Source organism: Amycolatopsis iheyensis (genome assembly GCF_024703995.1).
GTDB lineage: Bacteria > Actinomycetota > Actinomycetes > Mycobacteriales > Pseudonocardiaceae > Amycolatopsis > Amycolatopsis iheyensis.
Map to the genome: position 1 here is coordinate 200,943 of NZ_JAMXQV010000012.1, position 18,545 is coordinate 219,487.

11 protein-coding genes are annotated in these 18,545 nt (G+C 73.5%); 1 reads left to right on the forward strand and 10 read right to left on the reverse strand.

Translation table 11 applies throughout. From position 1 onward, the window contains the following. Positions 1-16: 16 nt before the first annotated feature. The 3 genes from M8542_RS23320 to pdhA are packed head-to-tail and all read right to left on the reverse strand — an operon-like array spanning position 17 to position 3,247. Positions 17-1,195 (reverse strand): dihydrolipoamide acetyltransferase family protein, encoded by a 1,179-nt coding sequence (locus M8542_RS23320; RefSeq protein WP_257922333.1) that lies wholly within the window; start codon positions 1,193-1,195, stop codon positions 17-19. Next, complete coding sequence (locus M8542_RS23325; RefSeq protein WP_257922334.1) at positions 1,188-2,183, reverse strand: alpha-ketoacid dehydrogenase subunit beta; 996 nt, start codon at positions 2,181-2,183, stop codon at positions 1,188-1,190. The genes M8542_RS23320 and M8542_RS23325 overlap by 8 nt, the downstream gene beginning before the upstream one ends. Next, on the reverse strand, positions 2,183-3,247 hold the full coding sequence (gene pdhA, locus M8542_RS23330; protein ID WP_257922335.1) for a pyruvate dehydrogenase (acetyl-transferring) E1 component subunit alpha: 1,065 nt from the start codon (positions 3,245-3,247) through the stop codon (positions 2,183-2,185). Before pdhA ends, M8542_RS23325 begins: the two co-directional genes overlap by 1 nt. Before the next feature lie 74 nt (positions 3,248-3,321). Here pdhA and M8542_RS23335 point away from each other — a divergent pair, with 74 nt between their 5' ends. Then, positions 3,322-3,855, forward strand: coding sequence for an Lrp/AsnC family transcriptional regulator (locus M8542_RS23335; protein WP_257922336.1), 534 nt, complete (start codon positions 3,322-3,324; stop codon positions 3,853-3,855). Between the two features lie 2 nt (positions 3,856-3,857). On the opposite strand, the gene M8542_RS23340 is transcribed toward M8542_RS23335, so the two are convergent. Genes M8542_RS23340 through M8542_RS23370 form a run of 7 tightly spaced genes read right to left on the reverse strand, consistent with a single transcriptional unit; the run spans position 3,858 to position 18,489 of the window. Next, a complete protein-coding gene (locus M8542_RS23340; RefSeq protein WP_257922337.1) occupies positions 3,858-4,787 on the reverse strand; it encodes a TauD/TfdA family dioxygenase in 930 nt (309 codons plus the stop codon). Further along, positions 4,780-6,321, reverse strand: a complete 1,542-nt coding sequence (locus tag M8542_RS23345) for a condensation domain-containing protein (protein ID WP_257922338.1) — start codon at positions 6,319-6,321, stop codon at positions 4,780-4,782. The genes M8542_RS23340 and M8542_RS23345 overlap by 8 nt, the downstream gene beginning before the upstream one ends. Further along, positions 6,318-7,616, reverse strand: coding sequence for an MFS transporter (locus M8542_RS23350; RefSeq protein ID WP_257922339.1), 1,299 nt, complete (start codon positions 7,614-7,616; stop codon positions 6,318-6,320). The genes M8542_RS23345 and M8542_RS23350 overlap by 4 nt, the downstream gene beginning before the upstream one ends. Then, a complete protein-coding gene (locus M8542_RS50400; protein ID WP_257922340.1) occupies positions 7,606-11,523 on the reverse strand; it encodes a non-ribosomal peptide synthetase in 3,918 nt (1,305 codons plus the stop codon). The genes M8542_RS23350 and M8542_RS50400 overlap by 11 nt, the downstream gene beginning before the upstream one ends. Next, positions 11,520-14,816 (reverse strand): non-ribosomal peptide synthetase, encoded by a 3,297-nt coding sequence (locus M8542_RS23360; RefSeq protein ID WP_257922341.1) that lies wholly within the window; start codon positions 14,814-14,816, stop codon positions 11,520-11,522. Before M8542_RS23360 ends, M8542_RS50400 begins: the two co-directional genes overlap by 4 nt. After that, the gene (locus tag M8542_RS23365) at positions 14,813-18,301 is read right to left on the reverse strand and encodes a non-ribosomal peptide synthetase (RefSeq protein ID WP_257922342.1); all 3,489 of its coding nucleotides are present in this window, start codon (positions 18,299-18,301) and stop codon (positions 14,813-14,815) included. Before M8542_RS23365 ends, M8542_RS23360 begins: the two co-directional genes overlap by 4 nt. Next, positions 18,298-18,489: an MbtH family protein gene (locus M8542_RS23370; RefSeq protein WP_257922343.1), complete on the reverse strand. Its 192-nt coding sequence runs from the start codon at positions 18,487-18,489 to the stop codon at positions 18,298-18,300. Before M8542_RS23370 ends, M8542_RS23365 begins: the two co-directional genes overlap by 4 nt. Positions 18,490-18,545: the final 56 nt, after the last annotated feature.

Genomic DNA, 18,545 nt, shown 5'->3' on the forward strand with positions numbered 1-18,545 from the left:
TGCGCGCGGTGAGTCGTTACAGGTCGCCCAGGGCCGTGACCGGCGACTCCACGCAGTCCGCGACGAACCGCAGGAAGCCACCCGCCGTGCCGCCGTCGCAGACGCGGTGGTCGAAGGCCAGTGTCAGCTCGCAGACCTTGCGCACACCCAGCGTCCCGTCGACCACCCACGGCCGGTCGATGATCCGGCCGATGCCGAGGATCGCGGCCTCGGGGTGGTTGATGATCGCGGCCGAGCCGTCGACGCCGAAGACGCCGTAGTTGTTGACGGTGAACGTGCCGCCGGTGAGGTCCGCGGGCGCGAGCTTGCCGTCGCGCGCGGTCTTCGCGCGGTCGCCGATCGCCGCCGACAGGTCCCGCGTCGACATGTCTCCGGCGTCGCGCACCACCGGCACGACGAGCCCGCGGTCGGTCTGCGCGGCGAACCCGAGGTGGATCTCGTCGAGCAGCACGATCTCGTCGCCCTCGACGCGCGAGTTCAGCTCCGGGTACTTCTTGAGCCCCGCGACGGCGAACCGCGCGATCAGCCCGAGCAGGCTGACCGGCCGGTCCGACCTGGCGTTCAGCGCCACGCGCGCGGCGACCAGCTCGGACGCGTCGACGTCCACCCAGACCGTGGCCTCGGGGATCTCCCGCCGGGACGTCGTGAGCTTGTCGGCGACGGCCTTGCGCACCCCGGTCAGCGGGATCCGCTTGCCGTTCGCGGCGGGCTTCTTCCGCAGCATCGCCTCGACGTCGGCGCGGCGGATGATGCCGTCCGCGCCGGTGGGGGTCACCTTCGTGAGGTCGATTCCGTTGTCCGAAGCCAGTTTCCGCACGAACGGCGAGATCACGCCCGGAGTCTTCGTTTTCGGGGCGGGGGTTTCGACGCGGCGGACCCGCTTGCGCCGGGTCGTCGGCGCGGTGCCGTACCCGATCAGGACGTTGCCGCTGCCGGCGGACGTCGTGACGCCCGGCTCGGCGAACCCGCCGACGCTCAGCAGCGGCGAGCCGACCGGCAGCAGCTGCCCCGGCTCGCCGTGCAGCGCGGACACCACGCCGGCGAAGGGCACCGGCACCTCGACCGACGCCTTCGCCGTCTCGACCTCGACGACCACCTGGTCGACCGCGACCGTGTCGCCGACGCCGACGTGCCAGTTCAGGATCGCCGCCTCGGTCAGGCCCTCGCCGAGGTCCGGCAGCAGGAAGTCAGGCACCGGCCACCGCCGGGGTGTCGTTCCACTGCAGGCGCGCGATGGTGTCGAGGATCCGGTCGACGTCGGGCAGCTGGTGGCGCTCGAGCTTCGGCGCCGGGTAGGGGATGTCGAGCCCGGTCACGCGCAGCACGGGCGCGTGCAGCTGGTGGAAGCACTGCTCGGTGACGCGCGCGACGACCTCGGCGCCGTAGCCGCCGAAGCCGGCTGCCTCGTGCACGACCACGGCCCGGCCGGTGCGACGCACGGACGCGGTCACGGTCTCGTCGTCGAACGGGCTCAACGAGCGCAGGTCCACGACCTCGACGTCCCAGCCCTCTTCCTTCGCCGCTTCGGCGGTCTCCATGGCGGTGGCGACCATCGGGCCGTACGCGATGAGCGTGACGTCCTTTCCGTGTCGTCGCACGACGGCCTGGTCCATGGCCGGGCCGGAGCGGGTGAAGCTCACCTCTTCGGCGGACCAGTAGCGGCACTTCGGCTCGAGGAAGACGACCGGGTCCGGCGAGTCGATGGCGTCGCGCAGCAGGTCGTAGGCGTCCTGCGCGGTGCCCGGCGTGACGACGCGCAGGCCCGGCGTGTGCGTGTAGTAGACCTCGCTGGAGTCGCAGTGGTGCTCGACGCCGCCGATGCCGCCGGCGTAGGGGATGCGGATGACCATCGGCAGCGAGAGCGCGCCGCGGGTGCGGTTGCGCAGCTTCGCCACGTGCGAGGTGATCTGCTCGAACGCCGGGTAGGCGAAGGCGTCGAACTGCATCTCGACGACCGGGCGGAAGCCGCCCATGGCCATCCCGACGGCGAACCCGACGATGCCGGACTCGGCCAGCGGCGTGTCGAAGCAGCGGTCCTCGCCGAAGTCGGCGGTGATGCCGTCGGTGACCCGGAAGACGCCGCCGAGCGTGCCGACGTCCTCGCCGAAGACCAGCACGCGGTCGTCGTCCTTGAGCGCGTCGCGCAGGGCCGCGTTGAGCGCCTGCGCCATCGTGGTCGTCATCAGGCCTCCAGCTCGGCTTCGAGGGCGGCCCGCTGACGTTCCAGCTGGCGGGTCGGCTCGGCGTAGACGTGGTCGAACAGGGACATCGGGTCCAGCTCGGCGTCGGCGTTGAGGGTGTCGCGGACGGACTGGGCGAACTCCTCGGCTTCTTGCTGGTACCGCTCGATGTCGTTTTTGGTCAGGTCGTCTTTCAGATAGGTCTCGAGCCGCTTGAGCGGGTCTGCTTCGCGCCACTTCGCGACTTCGCCGGCGTCGCGGTAGCGGGTGGCGTCGTCGGCGTTGGTGTGCGCGTCGATGCGGTAGGTGTGGGCCTCGACGAGCACCGGCCCCTGGCCTTCGCGGGCGTGCTTCACGGCGTCGTCGAGCACGGCGAGGACCGCGACGGCGTCGTTGCCGTCGACCTGCTCCGAGCGCATCCCGTAGCCGATCCCCTTGTAGGCCAGCGCGGGCGCGGCGCTCTGCTTCTCGAAGGGGACGGAGATGGCGTAGCGGTTGTTCTGCACGAAGAACACGACGGGCGCTTTGAAGACGGCCGCGAAGTTGAGCGCCTCGTGGAAGTCGCCTTCGCTGGTGGCGCCGTCCCCGATGAGCGCGAGCGCGACGGCGTCCTCACCGCGTCGCTGCATCGCGTGCGCGAGCCCGGCGGCGTGCAGCGTCTGCGTCGCGAGCGGAGTGCACTGGGGCGCGACGCGCGTCTCGGCGGGGTTGTAGCCGCAGTGCGCGTCGCCGCGAAGCAGCGTCAGGACTTCGCCGGGCTTCAGGCCACGCGCGATGAGGGCGACCGAGTCCCGGTAGGTCGGGAAGAGCCAGTCGTTCTCGGCGAGCGCGAGCGCGGCGGCGACCTGGCAGGCCTCCTGGCCGGCGCTGGACGGGTAGACGGCAAGGCGGCCCTGCTTGGTGAGCGCGGTCGCCTGGACGTCGAACCGGCGGCCCAGGACCATCAGCCGGTAAGCCTCCTCGAGCCGGTCACGGGCCGGCTCGGCGTACTCGCCGTGCTGGTCGACGCGCGTCCCGTCCTCGGCGACGAACCGCACCGGCGACGCGGACGGCAGCAAGGTCTCCATGGACACCACCTCTCGCAGACATATGATGCTGAAATGGTGGTTCTTGGCGGTCTTGTGTTCAAGGTCTCGGCGAAATGAGCGACAAACGGCCCCTGACGGGTGCTCCTGGTGACCAAACGTCTTCGACGACGTCGGCTGTCGGCGCCCCGCCGGGACGAACGGCCCCCGCCCTGGACGAGGTCGACCGGGCCATGCTCGCGGAGCTGTCGACGGACGGCCGCCTGGCGGTGCGCGCACTGGCGGAGAAGCTGCACATCTCGCGCACGAACGCGTACGCGCGGTTGGAGCGCCTGATGGCGGAGGGCGTGATCACGGGCTTCGGCGCCCGCATCGACCCGCGCCGCGCCGGCCTGGGCACGTCGGCGTACATCATGGTGACGGTGGAGCAGACATCGTGGCGCACGATGGCCACGGACCTGCACGAGATCCCGTACGTCGACCACGTGGCCCTGGTGGGCGGCGACTTCGACATCCTGCTGCTGGTGCGGACGCCGGACAACCAGACGCTGCGGGATGTGGTCCTGGAGCGCCTGCAGGCCCTCGAAGGCGTCCGGTCGACGCGGACGTGGCTGATCTTCGAGGAGCTGCCGGGCTCGGTGCTTTCCTGAGTTCAGGTCATCGCGACGGTGACCCGGCGCCGGCCCGTGTATGGCGAACGCCCGTGCAGCGCCAGCACGTTGTCCACGAACAGCACTTCACCGGCCCGCCACGGCCGGACGAGCTTGTTGCGCTCGGCGGCCGCCCGCACCTGGGCCAGGTCCGCGTCGGGGATCCGGGTGCCGTCGCCGTAGGTCACCCACTGCGGCAGGTCCTCCTCGACGCCGGCCAGGGCCAGCATCGCCTCGGCGGCTTCGGCCGGCAGGCTCGACGGGTGCCACTGCTCGGCCTGGTTGAACCACGCCGGCTCACCGGTTTCCGGGTGCCGCCGCACGCCCGGGCGGTTCTGCGCGACGCGCAAGCCGCCTTCGCGGGTCCAGCTCCACGTGGCCCGCGACGCCGCCAGGAACGACTCCACGACGGCGCGGTCGTCGCTCTCGAACGTCTCCTGCCACGACTTGCCGAAGCCGTGCCCGCCGTGCAGGAGCTGGTGGTAACGGACCCCCTTGTCCTCGAACCGGTGCCGCACCGCGGGTTCGAGGTCCGCGAGCAGCGCCCGGCCGTCGCACACCGGGGTGGCGCCGCCGGTCTCGGCGGCCAGCAGGCAGGCGAAGTAGAGCCGCCGCGGCGCCGCGGCAGCGTAGGAAAGCTCGTTGTGCAACGAGATCTCGAACTGCGCCGGGTACTCCGTCGAGGTGAAGACGCCGTCGGCCAGCGACTTCCGTGGCGTGTTGCCGCCGCGGTAGCTGTCCAGCGGCGCGCCGAACCCGCTCACCACCTCGTGCAGGTCCGCCGGCTCGGCGACGCCGAGCCCCCGCACGACGACCGCGCCGTCGCGCAGGCACGCCGCCTCGATCTCGGCGCGGCGGTCCGGGAGCTCCGCCCTCGTCGCGCTCAGCACGGTCAGCGTGGTCCCGCCGTGGCTCAGCTTTTCGTCAGTCATCTGGGGTTCCCTCCGGTTGTGCGGTGCCGAGCTCCGAAACCCGCCGGCCGGACCGGGTGGCCACGGCGGCGAGGACCGCGCGGAAGCGACCGGCCAGCCGGACGGCGTCGGAGTGGTCGTAGAGCTGGGTGCGGTAGGTCAGGGCGCCGGTCAACGGCCCCCCGTCGTCGGTCACGGCGAAGAAGGTGTCGCACTTGGCGCCACCGGTGTCCACGTCGAGCCAGGTGACCTCGAGCCCGGCCAGCGCCGGGTCCGGCACGGGTTCGTTGTGGACGGTCAGCATGACCTGGAACAGCGGGCGGTACGCGGGATCGCGCCGGACGTCCGCCGCCTCGACCACGCGGTCGAAGGACACGTGCGCGTGGTCCAGCGCGCCCATCGTGGCGGCCCGGACCCGGCCGACGAGCTCGGTCACGACCGGATCCCCCGAGTGGTCGGCCCGGATCGCGACGGTGTTGATGAAGCAGCCGACGACCGGCTCGGCCGCCGCGTCGTCGCGGCCGGCGACCGACGTCGCGACGACGACGTCGGTCTCGCCCGTCTCCTGGGAAAGCAGTACTTGCAGCGCGGTCATCAGCACGGTGTAGGTCGTGGTCCGGCACGACCGGGCCAGCGCCCGCACCGCCGCCGAAAGGTCCGCGCCCAGGTCGAACGGAATGGTCGCGCCGTCGTCCGTCAGCACGGCCGGACGGGGCCGGGCGGCCGGGAAGGTGGTGCGGTCGGGCGCCCCACGCAGCTCCTCTGCCCACCACGTCACGTCGGCCTCGGTCGGCGGCCGCTGGGGGACGTCCGCGTACTGCGGGGGCGCGGCGGCGGGCGCCGGGCCGAGTCCCCGGTGGAACGCGTAGAGCTCCCCCAGCTCGTCGAGCAGGATCCGGCGTGACCAGCCGTCCGCGGCGATGTGGTGCACGGTCATCGCCAAGACGTGGTCGGCGCGCCCGGTCCGCCCGATCGCCGCGCGGAACACGGGACCGGTGGCGAGCTCGAACGGCGCGCGGACCCGCGCCCGGACCCACGCGCCGGCCTCGTCCGGCGGCACCCGGGCCATCCCGACGGCGAACCCGCCGGCGTCGTCGGTCACCGCGTACGGCTCCCCGTCCCGGTCGGGGTAACGCGTACGCAGGATCCGGTGCCGGGCGGCCAGGTCGCGCACGGCCGCCCGCAGCGCCGTGGTGTCGAGCGGTCCGCGGATCCGCAGGACCAGCGGGATGTGGTACGACGGCGCGCCTTCGGAGAACAGCTCGAGGAACCACTGCCGGCGCTGGGCCGCCGACAGCTCCGCCGGGTCCGTGCGCGGCGGCGCGGCCGGCGGGAGCACGTCGGCGCCCGCCACGAGCTCGGCGAGCTCCCCCAGCACGGGCGAACCGAACACCGCGGTCGCCGGCAGGTCGATCCGCAGCTCCGCGCGCAGCCGGGCCATCAGCCGGGTGGCGGCGATGGAATCCCCGCCCAGCACGAAGAAGTCGTCGTGCGCGCCGGGTTCCGGCACGCGCAGCACCTCCGCCCAGATGCGCGCCACCGCGGCCCGGCTCACGAGCCCACCTTCACCAGGTCTTCCTCGCCGCGGACCTTCGGCAGCGGGGAGCGCAGCAGGAAGAAGATCGGCACGAGGACACCGACCGCGCCGACGAGGATCGTCGTGCGGAGCCCGATGACGTCGCCCGCGAACCCGGCCGCGAGCGCGCCGAAGGGCGCCAGGCCCAGGCCGAACGCGCGGAACGTCGCCGCCACCCGGCCCTGCATGTCGTCCGGCGTGATGGCCTGGCGGATCGTCGTGACGCTGATCCCGCCGAGCGGCATCGTGAAGCCGAACAGGACCTGGGCGGCGCCCAGCATCCCGACGGCCAGCCAAGGCGGCCCGCCGGCCAGCGGCACGAGCAGGTACGAGGTGTTGCCGCCGAGCGCGGCGATCACGCACATCCGGCCCAGCCCGATCTTCTTGATCAGCCGCGGCGCCAGGATGGAGCCGACGATCGCACCGGGCCCGGCGAGCGTCAGCACCACCGCGATCGTGCTCGCCGACAGGTGCAGCTCGCGGTAGGTGAAGACGAAGTACAGCGCCTGGATCCCGGGCACGAAGAACATGAAGAACGCGGTCGAGAGGAGCGTCGGGCGCAGGAGCGGCTCCGTCCACACGAGACGGAGCCCGGAGCGGATGGACCGCAGGACTCCCGGCTGCTTCTCGGTGTTCCGGCTCGGCGGCTCCTCGGGCTTGCGGATCAGCACCAGCAGGACCGCCGAAACCAGGAACGACACGACGTCCACGAGGACGACCGTCGCCGCCGAGAGCCAGCGCAGCAGGATCGCGGTCAGCCCCGGCCCGGCCACCTCGGCCGTGGACATGCTCAGCTGCAGCTTGCTGTTGCCCTCGGCGAGGTTGCGGCGGTCGACCAGGAACGGCAGGTAGGCCGCCCAGGCGACGTCGAAGATCACCGTCAGGAACCCGACCAGGAGCATGACCACGAACAGCCAGCCCATGCCGAGCTGACCGCCGAAGTAGGCGATGGGCACCGAAGCCAGCAGCAACGCCCGGCCCAGGTCGGAGCCGGCGAGCAGCGGACGGCGCCGGACCCGGTCCACCCACACCCCCACGAACAGGATCAGGATGTAGGGAGCCCGGCCCAGCGCCGTCAGCACCCCCATCTGGGCGGTCGTCGCGTGCAGGACGGCCACGGCCACCAAGGGCAGCGCGACCACCGTCACCTCCGACCCGATCAGCGACAGGCTTTGCCCCGCCCAGAGCTTCAAGAAGTCGGGCTGGCGCCACAGCGTCTTGGGCGCCCGGTCCTCCGGGCGCGGCGCGTCGAGCTCGGTCAGTTCACTGGACACCGTCGATCAGGCCCTTCAGGATCGCCGCGGCCCCACCGGCCTGCGGCTCGTCGGCAACATTCCCCCGGCTGCCCGGGATGGGCACCAGGCGCAGCTCGCCCCGCACGACTTCGCCCCAGCTGAAGTCGTCCTCGATCGGGAAGTCGTCGTCTTCGACCGGCTTCAGCAGCACCATGTCCCCGTCGTAGGGCTCGTGCCGGTAGCCGCCGAGCGCCATCGCGTTCGACCGGTAGACCCGCATGATCCGCCGGGCCTGGTCCAGATCGGTGACCGCGGGGTTGAGGTCGCCCCGCCGCCCGGCCCCCTCGACGACGGCCAGCAGCTGTTCGTCGGCGCTCAGCCCGGCGAGGCTCTCCCGGTCGATCTCGAAGGGCCCGTCCGCCAGCGCGTACATCATCAACGTCGTGTCGTCGTAGAGGTCGGGTGAGATCGGGTTGTCGGCGTGCGACCAGAAGGCGACGACGAGGGGGACCTCGGCGCCGGCCCGGCGCAGCCGGCGGGCGACTTCCAGTGAAAGGTTGCCGCCCACGCAGAACCCGCCCACGAAATACGGCCCTTCCGGACGGGCTTCGAGAATCCGCCGGGCGTAGTCGTCCGCCATCGCGTCGACGCTCGGGTGCGGTTCCTCCTGCGCGCCGAAGCCGCGGGCCGGGATGCCGTACACGGGCTGGTCTTCGCCGAGGTGCTTGGCGATCTTGTGGTAGCGGAAGACCTGGCCGCCCAGGCCGTGCACGAAGAACAGCGGCGGCTTCTTCCCGGTGGCCCGCAGCGGCACCACCGGCACCGACGGCGCGAGGAGCTCCGGGGCGCGGAGCACCGCCGCGAGCTGCTCGACGGTCGGGCCGGACAGCAGCGCGTCCATCGCGATGTCGCGGCCGAACTCCTGACGGATCCGCATGGTCAGCCGCAACGCGCTCAGCGAGTGCCCGCCCAGCGCGAAGAAGTCGTCCCGGACCCCCACTTCGGGCAGGTCGAGCGTCTCCTCCCACAACGCGACCAGCCGCCCCTCGATCAGGTCCCGCGGCGGCAGCCGGTCACCGCCGGGGGTGAGCGACGGCGCGGGCAGCGCGGCCCGGTCCACCTTTCCGCTGGGCAGGAACGGAAGCTCGTCGAGCACGACGTACGCGGTCGGCACGAGCGCCCGCGGCAGCCGGTCGGACAGGAACGCGCGCAGGACGGCCGCGGGCCGGGACAGCTCCCCGGTCCAGCGCAGGTACGCCACGAGCACGGGATCCCGGTCGCCCTCCTGGTGCGGGACGACGACCGCCTGCACCACGTCCGGGTGCTCCAGCAGCACGGCTTCGATCTCGCCCGGCTCGGTCCGCACGCCGCGGATCTTCAGCTGGCCGTCGGCGCGGCCGAGGAACTCCAGGACGCCGTCGGGCAGCCAGCGAACCAGGTCGCCGGTCCGGTACATGCGCTGCCCGGGCTCGGTGGCGAACGGGTCGGGGACGAACCGCTCCGCCGTCAGCCCCGGCCGGCCGAGGTAGCCGCGGGCGAGCTGCCGCCCGCTGACGTGGAGCTCACCCGGCGTGCCGACCGGCACCGGTTCGCCCCGCGCGTCGAGCACCCGGGCCCGGACGTTCGCACTCGGCGGCCCGATCGGCACGACGTCGCCGGGTTGCCCGGCGCGGGCGGCGAACTCGGTGACGCCGATGCCGGCCTCGGTCGGCCCGTAGAGGTTGTGCAGCCGAGCGTCCGACTGTGCGAGGAACGCTTCGGCGAGCGCGCGCGGCAACGCCTCGCCGACCGAAGCGATCTGCCGCAGCGACGGACAGCGGGCGAGCGTCCCGGCTTCGACCAGGGGCGCGAGCAGGCTGGGGACGAGGATCGCGGTCGTGATCCCGAAGTCCCGGCAGGCCTGTTCGAACGCCGCCGGGTCCACCACCGTCTCGGTGGGCACCATGACCGCGGCGCCGCCCGCCGCGAACGCCGTGATGAGCTCCGCCAGCGACGCGTCGACGCTCAACGGCGAACGCTGGGCCATCCGGGTGTCCGGGCCGAGCCCGAGGCTCGCCGCCGCCACCAGCGGGTGGTGCGCGGCCGCCTCGTCCGAGAGCATGACGCCCTTCGGCCGCCCGGTCGACCCGGAGGTGAACAGGACGAAGGCGAGCGACGCGGGCGAACGCGGGGCGGGTGCCGGGCTCAGGCCCGTGGCGACCTCCTCGACAGCGTCGACCAGGACGACCTGCTGCGCGCTCGCGAACCGGTCACGCAGCCGGGCGCGGGTCACCAGCAGGTCCGCGCCCGCGGCGGCCATCAGCTCGGCCAGCCGCGCGTCGGGATGGCCCAGGTCGAGCGGCAGCACCGCGCTGCCGGCCTGCAGCACGGCCAGCATCGCGATGACGGCTGACGCCGTCCGCGGCAGGCCGACGGCGACCACCGACTCACGGCCGGCGCCGGCCGCTTCGAGCCGGGCGGCGAGCGCGCCGGCCCGCCGCCAGAGCTCGGCGTAGGTCGTGGCGCCGTGCTCGTCGACGACGGCCACGGCGTCCGGCGTGGCCGCGGCCGCTCCGGCCACGAGCGCGTGCATCGCGGCCGGCCGGGTGAACGTGACCGCGGTGTCGTTCCACTCCTCGATCCGGGCCGGGTCGCCGGCGAGGAAGGGCTCGGCGGGCCGCGGGTCGCGGGCCGGGTCGGCGGCGATCTCCCCCAGCGCCGCGAGGTACCGGTCGAGCACCTCGGCGATCTGGGCCGCCGGGAACTGCGTGCGGTCGTGGGAAAGCATCATGACCAGCCCGCCGTGGTCGCGCGAGCGGGCGAACGCGGCGGCGAACGGGATGTCGGTGGTCTCGCGGTGGTCTCGCTCGACCAGCGTGACCGGGGCGTCGTCGTCGAGCGTGTCGTAGACGTGGAAGTCGCGGTAGTCGAAGCCGGTCTCGAACAGCGGCGAGCGTCCCGCGAGCCGCTGGATCTCGAACAACGGGAAGCGCCGGTGCGGCAGCAGGGCGACCTGTGCCGCGTGGACGTCGCGGATCAGCTCCGCCCAGCTGGGCCGGTCGAGGCGGACCCGCACCGGGACCATGTTGAGGAACAGCCCGAGCACCTGGTCGCCGGTGGCGGTTTCGGGCCGGCCGTGCGCGACGATCCCGGTCAGCACCTCGGTTTCCCCGCTCAGCAGGCCCAGCACGCGCACGTGCGCGGCGAGCAGCACCGCGCGCAGCGGCACCCGCAGCCGTTCGGCGACCTTCACGAGCCGCTCGGTGAGCTCCGGGTCGAGGTCGGCGGAGGCGTGTTCGCACACCGTCGGCCCGTCGCTCGGGTGCCCCGGCCACCGCGGCACCCGGGTCGCCGGGCTGCCGGTGACCACGTCGCGCCAGAACTCCGCGGTCTCGGCGGACTCGACCGCCGCCCGCTCGGCGGCGACGAAATCGGCGTAGCTGTCCTCGAGCGGCACCGCGGGCGACGTCCGGCCGCGCAGGCTGTCGTTGTACCGGCGCAAGACCTCCGTGACGAGGCTCGCCGCGCTCCAGCCGTCGAGGATCGCGTGGTGGAAACTGATGTTGAGGGTGAACCGGCCTTCGGGCAGCAGGTGCACCGCGACCCGCAGCAGCGGCGCGGCGGTGAGGTCGTAACCGCGGAACTGCTCGTCGGTGCGCCACTGCCGCAGGGCTTCGCCGGCTTCGGCGGCGCTCACCGCGGCGAGGTCGGTCACCTCGATGCGCAGCTCGACCCGGTCGTGCACGAGCTGGACCGGCTCCGAGAACCCGGTCAGGTCGAACGACGTGCGCAGCACCGGGTGCCGGGCGAGCACCGCGTCGACCGCGGCCTGCAGCGTCGCGTAGTCGAACGGGCCCGCCAGCGTCAAGGAAAAGACGTCGTGGAACATGGCCGTGCGGGCTTCCTTCAGGCCGTGGTAGAGCATGCCGGACTGCAGTGCGGCGAGCGGATAAGCGTCTTCGATCACGACGGGTCCTCCCGGTCGGTGGCCGACAACCGGGCCCGGTCGGCCGCGGTGAGCATGGCGAAGGCCGTGCGGGCCGGTCCGGCTCCGGACGGCGCCTGCCCGCCGCGCCCGGCGAGCAGCCGGCCGAGCGCGCGCGGGGTGGGGTGGGTGAAGAGCTCGGCGAGGGTGACCGCGTAGCCGGCCTCCCGCAGCCCGGACAGCACCTTGAGGCTCCGGATGGAATCCCCGCCCACAGCGAAGAAGTCGTCCTCGGCGCCGAGACCGGTGACGCCGAGCACGGTGGCCCAGACCGCGCCGATCACGGTTTCGGCGCCGGGCGCCAGCGGCGTGGCCGAGCCACCGGCCGGGACCGACGGCGACAGCGCGGTCAGCGCCGCCCGGTCGAGCTTCCCGTTGGCGGTGACCGGCATCCGGTCGAGCCGGACCCAGTGCCGGGGCACGCAGTGCTCGGGTAGCGACCGCCGCAGCCGGCCGGCCCAGTCGGCGTCCTCGCCGGTCCCGGGTTCCGGGACCACGTAGGCGACGAGCCGGCCGTCGCCGGCCAGCACCGCCGCGGCGCGGACGTCCGGCTCCGCCAGCAGCGCGGTTTCGATCTCCCCGAGCTCGATCCGGAACCCGTGGATCTTCACCTGGTGGTCGAGCCGGCCGAGGTACTCCACGGTCCCGTCCCGCCGCCACCGGGCGAGGTCGCCGGTGCGGTAGAGCCGCTCGCCCGCCGGGCCGTACGGGTCCGGGACGAACCGCTCGGCGGTCAGGCCCGGGCGGCCGAGGTACCCGCGGGCGAGCTGGACCCCGCCGAGGCACAGCTCGCCGGGCACCCCCACCGGCACCCGACGCAGCGCGGGGTCGACGATCTCCAGCCGCGTGTTGGCGACGGCCTTCCCGATCGGCACGCCGCCGTCACGCGCGAGCCCCCGGCACGACTGCCAGGTCACGTCGACCGCGGCTTCGGTGGGGCCGTACAGGTTGTGCAGCTCGGTCCCCGGCAGCGCCGCACACGCCCTGGCGACGAACTCGGCGGGCAGCGCCTCACCCGAGCAGAAGATCCGCCGCAGCCCCGGCAGGCGGGTGCCCAGGTCCGGCTCGTCGAGGAAGGCGTCCAGCATCGACGGCACGAAGTGCACCGTGGTGACGCGCTCGCGTTCGATCAGCCCGGCGAGGTAGCCCGAGTCGCGGTGACCGTCCGGACTCGCCACGACCAGGCTCGCCCCGGTCGCGAACGCCCAGAAGTACTCCCACACCGAGACGTCGAAGCTGAACGGCGTCTTCTGCAGGACCCGGTCCGCCGCGGTGAGCGGGAAGTACTCCTGCATCCACGCGAGCCGGTTCACCATCGCGCGGTGCGAGACGCCGACGCCCTTGGGCCGGCCGGTCGAACCCGACGTGTAGATCACGTAGGCGAGCGAGTCGGGCGGCACCGGCACCGGCTGTTCGAGTCCGGGCCCGGGCGCGACGTCGGCGTCGACCAGCAGCGGCCGGTCGAACCGCGCGGCAAGCGCGGTTTCGGTGACCACCGCGACCGGTTTCGCGTCGCCGAGCATGAACTCGAGCCGCTCGGCCGGGTAGCCCGGTTCCAGCGGCAGGTACGCGGCCCCCGCCGCGTGCACCGCGTGGATGGCCACGACCTGGTCGGCACCTCGCGGCAGGCAGACCCCGACCACCGTGTCCGGTGCGGCGCCGGCTCGGCGCAGCCGGGCGGCCAGCGTGCGCACCCGGGACACGAGTTCGCCGTAGGTCAGCCAGGTGCCTTCGCACCCGAGTGCCGGGGCATCGGGGGTCTCCGCCGCCCGGGCGAAGAACTGTTCCGAAAGCATCTGCCTGCCGAACGTCGTGCTCGTGCGGTTCCACTCGTCGATCGCTGTCTGTTCGGCCGTCGTCAGGAGCGGCAGTTCGGACACCCGCAGCCCGGGGTCGGCGATCGCGGCGGTCAGCAGCTCCCGCAGGTGTTCGCAAACGCGTTCGGCGCGCTCGAGGTCGAACAGGTCCGCCGCCGCGTCCAGGTCGCACCGGAGCCGGCCGTCGACCTCGGTGACGCCCAGGTTCAAGTCGAACTTCGCGACCTTGGTGTCCACTTGCAGGGCGGTGATCTCCAACCCAGCGGCCCGCCGTGGCGGTGGCGGCGTGTTCTGCAACGCCAGCATCACCTGGAAGAGCGGGTTCCGGCTGAGGTCGCGCTCGACGCCGAGCCGGTCGACGAGGGTCTCGAACGGCACGCCCCGGTGCTCGTAGCCCTCGAACGCGGTGGTCGTCGTGGCCCGGACGAGGTCGGCGAACGCGGGGTCTCCGGCGAGGTCGCCGCGCAGGACGACGGTGTTGAGGAACAGCCCGACGACCCCTTCGTGGCTCGGCGGCCGGATCGAAATCGGCGTGCCGACCGGGATGTCCGAGCGTCCGGTGTAGCGGGCCAGCAGCACCTGCCAGCCGGCCAGCAGCACGGTGAACAGCGTCGCGTTCTCCTTGCGCGCCAACCGGTGCAGGCCCGCGGTGAGGTCCGCGTCGAGCCAGCGGGTGACCCGGTGCCCGCGCAGGCTCGGCCGCGGCGGCCGGGGCCGGTCGGCCGGCAGTTCGAGGACCGCGGGCAGCCCGGCGAGCGCGTCCCGCCAGTGGGCCAGCCCTGCCTCGTCGACGCCGGCTGCCCGCTGCGCGGCCGCGAAGTCCGCGTACGACGCTGTGAGCGGCGCCCACGCCGGCGCTCGCCCGGCGCGGAGGTCCTCGTAAGCGCGGAAGAGGTCGGTCAGCAGGATCGACAGCCCCCAGCCGTCGAGCACGATGTGGTGCACGGTGAGCAGGAGGTGGTGCTCCCGCGGGCCGATCCGCACGATCCTGAGCCGGGCCAGCGGGCCCGTCGCCAGCGTGAACCGGCGACGGACCTCCTGCCGCGCGATCCGGGCGGCCTGCGCGCGCCGGTCGTCCTCGGACGCGCCGGCCGGCTCGTCGAACTCCACCGGCGCGGTGGCCGCGGGCAGCACGTGCTGCCAGGGTTCGCCGCCATCGTCCGGGAAGACCGTGCGCAGCGCCGGGTGCCGCTCGACGACCGCGGCGAACGCGGCCACCAGGGCGTCGCGATCGAGGTCGCCGACGAGCTCCCAGGCGGACAAGGTGTTGTAGCCCACGCCGTCCGGGTCGAGCCGGTCCAGGAACCACAGCCGCTGCTGGGTGTGGGACAGCGGCGGGCGCGCGCCGGTGGCCACCGGTGCGGGCGCCGGTTCGGCCGGCGTCGTGCGGACACGCCGTTCGAGCGCGGCCCGCTGGTCCGCGGTCAGCGAAGCCAGCCGCTCCAGCAACTCGGTCATCGGTCGTCCCCCTCCACATCGGCCAGGATCCGGTCACCGTCGGCACGGCCGCCCAGCTGCGCGGCGAGCACGAGCAGCGCGAGCTCGGCGACCGTGGGCTGGTCGAAGCACCAGCGCAGCGGCAGCGTGACGCCGTGACGGTGCCGGATCCGCTGGACGACCTGGGCCGCCATCAGCGAATGCCCGCCCACGGCGAAGAAGTCGTCCGCCGTCCCGATGTCGTCGGTCCCGGTCAGCTCGGCCCACAGGGCGCAGAGCTCGTGTTCGAGGTCGGTGGCCGGCGCCACGTACTCGTCGAGGTCGGCCGCCGGCACCAAGAGTTCCGCGGCGGGCCCCACGGCGGGGACGTCCGGGTCGGCGAACTCGGTGACGGCGCGCTCCGGCTCGGCAGCCACGGCTTCGAGCACCCGCCCGAGCCGGTCGGCGAACCGCCGCACGGTCGCCTCGTCGAACAGGTCGGTGCGGTACTCGACCTCCGCCGCGCACCCCGCCGCCGTCTGCTGGAAGAGCACCGCGAGGTCGGCCGCGGCGGTCGCGGTGTCCACCGGCTCGGCCTGGAAGGTCACCTCGTCGAGTACGACCGGCTCCCGTTCTTCGGAGGCCAGCGCGAACATGACGTTGACCCACGGGGTCTCGGCGAAGCTCCGGCGCGGCGCGAGTTGTTCGACGAGCGCTTCGAAGGGCAGGTCGCGGTTCGCCATCGCCGAAACGGCGGTCTCGGCGACCCGCCCGACGAGCTCGCGGAACGTCGGCGCACCGGAGACGTCCGTGCGCAGCACCACCAGGTTGCCGAAGTAGCCGACGGTGCTTTCCAGCTCCGGCCGCGGCCGAAAGGCCGTGGGCACCCCGACGGCGATGTCCTCCTGGGCGGTCAGGTCGCGCAGCGCGACGAGCGTGCCGGCGAACAGGACCATGAACAGCGTCGCCCCCGCCGGGGCGCCCAGCGCCCGCAGCTTCTCGACCGTCCGGTCGGGCACGGCGAACCGCACCCGCGAGCCGGCGGCCCCGCCTTCGACGGGCCGGGGCCGGTCGGTGCGCAGCTCGAGCCGGCGCGGGACGTCCGCGAGCCGGCGGCGCCAGTACTCCAGCTGTCCGGCCCACGCGTCGCCGGCGAGGACTTCCCGCTGCCAGGCCGCGTAGTCGGCGTACTGGGCGGCCACGGGCGGCAGCCCGGCCTCCCGGCCGGCCAGCTTCGCGGCGTACAACGCGCCGAGCTCGCGGTGCAGGAGCACCATCGACGACGCGTCCGTCGCCACGTGGTGCAGGCTCAGCAGCAGCAGGTGCTCGTCCTCGGCCAGCCGCAGGTACAGCACCCGGACCGGGATCCGGGCGGTGAGGTCGAACGGGCGCTCGCTGTAGCTCTCGACGAACCGGCGGACCTCGTCGTCGAGCTCGTCCTCCGCGCAGTCCGTCAGGTCGGCCTCCTCGAACGGGAGCACCGGCGCGGCTTCGATCAGCTGGACGAGCTCGTCGCCGTCGGCGACCAGCCGCGTCCGCAGCACTTCGTGCCGCTCGACCAGGGTGCTCACGCAGTCGCGGAGCACGGTCAGCTCGACCGCGCCGAGCATGCGCACCGCGAGATTCGTGTTGTACAGCGCGCTTTCCGGCGCGAACTGGTTGAAGAACCACATCCGCCGCTGGCCGGGGGACGCCGGGATCGGCTCCGTGCGCGACGCCGGGCGCACCGGGGGCAGCACGTCCCCGGTGTCCTCGGGCCGCAGCCGCGCGGCGATCCCGGCCGGCGTCGGCGCCTCGAACACGAGCTTGACCGGGACCTCGACGGCGAACTCCGCGCGCAGCCGGGAAATCAGCTTGGCCGCCAGCAGCGAATGCCCGCCCAGGTCGAAGAAGCTCTCGGACTCCTCGACCGACGGGCGGCCGAGCAGGTCGGCGAAGATCGCCGCGACGCGCCGGCCGGCGGTGCCCGCGAGCGGCCCGGCCGGGGACGGCGCGGGGAACTCCGGCGCGGGCAGCGCGGCGCGGTCGAGCTTGCCGTGCCGGGTCAACGGGAACGACGCCACGATCCGGACGGACTCCGGCACCAGGTGGGCCGGCAGCCGCCGCGCGGCCTCGGCGCGGACGGCGTCGGAAGTGGTGCCCGCCGACGCCCGCACGTACCCGGCGAGCCGGTGCCCGCCTGCCTCGTCGCGCACCGGGACGACGACGGCGTCCACAACGCCATCGCACTCGCGCAACGCCCGGGCGGCTTCGGCCGGCTCGACCCGGAAGCCGCGCACCTTCACCTGGTCGTCGGCGCGGCCGAGGAAGTCGAAGGTGCCGTCCGCGCGACGGCGGACGCGGTCCCCGGTGCGGTACAGCCGCGCCCCGGCGACGTCCCCGAACGGGTCGGGGACGAACACGGCCGCGGTCGCCGCGGGACGGCCGACGTACCCGCGGCTGACGGTCGAGCCGCCGACGCAGAGTTCCCCCGCTTCGCCGTCGGCCACCGGAACACCGGCTTCGTCGAGCACGTACAGGCTCGCGTTGCGCATGGCCGGGCCGAGCGGGGTGCCGGGACCGGGCGGGCGGGCCGCCGACGGGTCCGTCAACGCCGCGACGCCGACGGTCGTCTCGGTGGGGCCGTAGTGGTTGACGACGGCGCAGCCCGGCCGCAGGCTCCGCAGCCCGGTGAACCACTCCCGGGTGGACGGTTCCCCGCCGAGCAGGAGGGTCCGCCGCGGCATGACCGCGGCCGGGTCGCCGTTCTGATGCAACGCGGCCAGGTGCGACGGGGTGATCTTGACGTGGTCGACTCCGGCGTCGCGGAAGTGCTCCGCCAGCCACCGGGCGTCGGCAGCGCGTTCCGGCGGCACCAGCCACAGCGCGCCCCCGCTCGCCAGCGCCGGGTACAGCACGGTCAGGCAGGAGTCGAAGGTGACCGGCTGGACCATCGAAAAGACCTCGCCCGGCTCCGCCCCGAGCACCGGGAGGATCTGGTCGACGTAGGCGGCCAGGTTCGCGTGCGTGACCCCGACGCCCTTGGGCTGCCCGGTCGAGCCGGAGGTGTAGATGAGGTACGCCAGCGCGTCGCCGGAGACCGGCGCGGTGAACGGCTCGCCCGCCACGTCGTCGTCGAGTTCGAGCACCGGGATCCCGGTGCCGGACAAGCGTTCCGAGCCGGCCGCGTCGGCCAGGACGAACCGCGCGCCCGCGTCTTCGAGCAGGAACTCCAGCCGCTCCCGCGGGTCCGCGAGGCTCAGCGGCAGGTAGGCCGCGCCGGCCTTGAGCACGCCGAGCATCGCCGTGACGACCTCGACCCCGGTCTCGAAAGCCAGTGCCACCACGGTTTCCGGTCCGGCGCCGAGTGCGGCGAGCCGGTGCGCCACCGCGTCGGCACCGCGGTCGAGTTCGCGGTAGGTCCGCCGGCGTCCCGTGGTGTCCGCGACGGCGAGCGCCCCGGGCCGTCGTTCCGCCCACTCCGCGACGATCCGGTGCACCAGGGCCGTCCGGGCCGGCGCCGAGGTGAGCAGGCTTTCGGCGGTCACGCCCGCTCCATTTCGCGACGCAGGCTCGCCGGGCGCATGTCGCGCCAGGCTTCGTCCACGTGGGCGAGGCAGTCGGCCCGGCTCCCCGTGAACCCGCTCTCGCGCCAGCCCGCCGGGAGCGCGCGCTCCGCCGGCCAGATCGAATACTGCTCTTCGTCGTTCACGACGACCACGAATCGGTCACTCAAGACGGCTCCCCTTCACCACGAAACGAGCTGAGGCTTCTTCGAAGATAAAGTCGCCG

Excerpts from the sequence above, each read along its gene's own strand:
- M8542_RS23325 (WP_257922334.1), bottom strand. The coding sequence starts at position 2,183 with ATGACGACCACGATGGCGCAGGCGCTCAACGCGGCCCTGCGCGACGCG.
- M8542_RS23335 (WP_257922336.1), top strand. The coding sequence starts at position 3,322 with ATGAGCGACAAACGGCCCCTGACGGGTGCTCCTGGTGACCAAACGTCT.
- M8542_RS23360 (WP_257922341.1), bottom strand. The coding sequence starts at position 14,816 with ATGACCGAGTTGCTGGAGCGGCTGGCTTCGCTGACCGCGGACCAGCGG.
- M8542_RS23340 (WP_257922337.1), bottom strand. The coding sequence starts at position 4,787 with ATGACTGACGAAAAGCTGAGCCACGGCGGGACCACGCTGACCGTGCTG.
- pdhA (WP_257922335.1), bottom strand. The coding sequence starts at position 3,247 with ATGGAGACCTTGCTGCCGTCCGCGTCGCCGGTGCGGTTCGTCGCCGAG.